Below are 1,244 nucleotides of genomic sequence, written 5' to 3'. Positions count from 1 at the left end.
ACCATCCCCATAATCACTCTGCTCCAGATAGCGCTGGATCATCTCCAGCCTGGCCAAAGCTTCTTCGCTTGGGATCTGGCGAATGACCTTGTTATCCTGCGTATCCACCACCTTGATAATGGCTGTCTGGTGAGAGGCATCTACCTCAAACTTCAAGGCACTGGACGACAGGGTTTCATTCAGTCGTTCAGCCAATTGGTGCAGACGCTCCGGTGAAGATGACACGGAATCGCTCCGGATTTCACCAGAACCTTGCTGCCTACCTACAGGCTCCTCGGGAACCTCCCCCGGCCTGGTTGAAGCAGACTGAGGGAGATTCGCCATGAGTCCGGTGGATTTGATTTCCATGCTCATAGGTTTCTCCCTCTAAGGTCAACTAAGTTTGAACCTGCGTGTTAACGCAACAGACTGAGGACCTGTTGAGAGTTCTGATTCGCCTGCGACAGCATCGCCATACCAGCCTGCTGCAGTACCTGAGTACGTGCCAGGTTGGCAGATTCACGAGCAAAGTCAGCATCCTGAATCTGGCTGCGCGCGGCCTTGATGTTTTCGTTAACGTTCTGCAGGTTGGAAATGGTATGCTCGAAACGGTTCTGTACCGCCCCCAGTTTCGCACGTGCGATATTGATCTGGGAAATATCCTTATCGAGCAGACTCAGAGCACTCACTGCGCCAGACTGAGTTGTTACATCAACCGAACCATATTGGCGAGCCGTAGTAGTCAGATTAATTTTGCTAAGATTAATCTGGTTTACAGCGCCTTGCTCCCAACCTACGTGAAAACTCATCGCGCTGGTGGAATCCAGCAAGGTGCGGCCATTAAACTTGGTCGTTACCGCAATACGGCTGATCTCGATCTGCAGCTGAGACACCTCTTTCTGGGCATCGGCACGCTGAGCAGAGGTATAGGTTTCGTTGGCCATCTGCACCGCCAGCTCGCGCATGCGCTGCATCATGTTCACTGCCTCTTCCAAGGCACCGTCCATGGTCTGAGTCAGGGAAATGCCGTCGTTGGCATTACGAATCGCCATGTCGGTCCCGCGGACCTGAGAGTCCATGATGGTGACCACGGCCTTGCCGGCCGCATCATCAGCAGTATGGTTGATACGCAGACCAGACGTCAGACGCTCCATGGATACCTTCTGGGAACGGGAAGTCTGATCCAGCAGTCGTACAGCGTTTTCTGACGACATGTTGGTGTTGATTACCAATGCCATGATTGATCTCCTTTTTGGCTTGCTTGG

General features: G+C 52.9%; 2 protein-coding genes. Both read right to left on the bottom strand.

The genetic code is table 11. The features are described 5' to 3' along the window. A partial coding sequence (locus tag BUQ81_RS08655; RefSeq protein WP_143598492.1) for a flagellar protein FlaG occupies positions 1 to 354 on the bottom strand: 354 nt, incomplete at its 3' end. A gap of 41 nt (positions 355 to 395) precedes the next feature. Continuing rightward, positions 396 to 1,217: a flagellin N-terminal helical domain-containing protein gene (locus BUQ81_RS08505; RefSeq protein ID WP_074201984.1), complete on the bottom strand. Its 822-nt coding sequence runs from the start codon at positions 1,215 to 1,217 to the stop codon at positions 396 to 398. Positions 1,218 to 1,244 lie beyond the last annotated feature (27 nt).

The organism is Sulfurivirga caldicuralii, from assembly GCF_900141795.1.
Classification (GTDB): Bacteria; Pseudomonadota; Gammaproteobacteria; order Thiomicrospirales; family Thiomicrospiraceae; genus Sulfurivirga; species Sulfurivirga caldicuralii.
The sequence above is the reverse complement of the archived record's forward strand: the minus strand, read 5'-3'. Positions and strand labels throughout refer to the sequence as shown.

Excerpts from the sequence above, each read along its gene's own strand:
- BUQ81_RS08505 (WP_074201984.1), bottom strand. The coding sequence starts at position 1,217 with ATGGCATTGGTAATCAACACCAACATGTCGTCAGAAAACGCTGTACGA.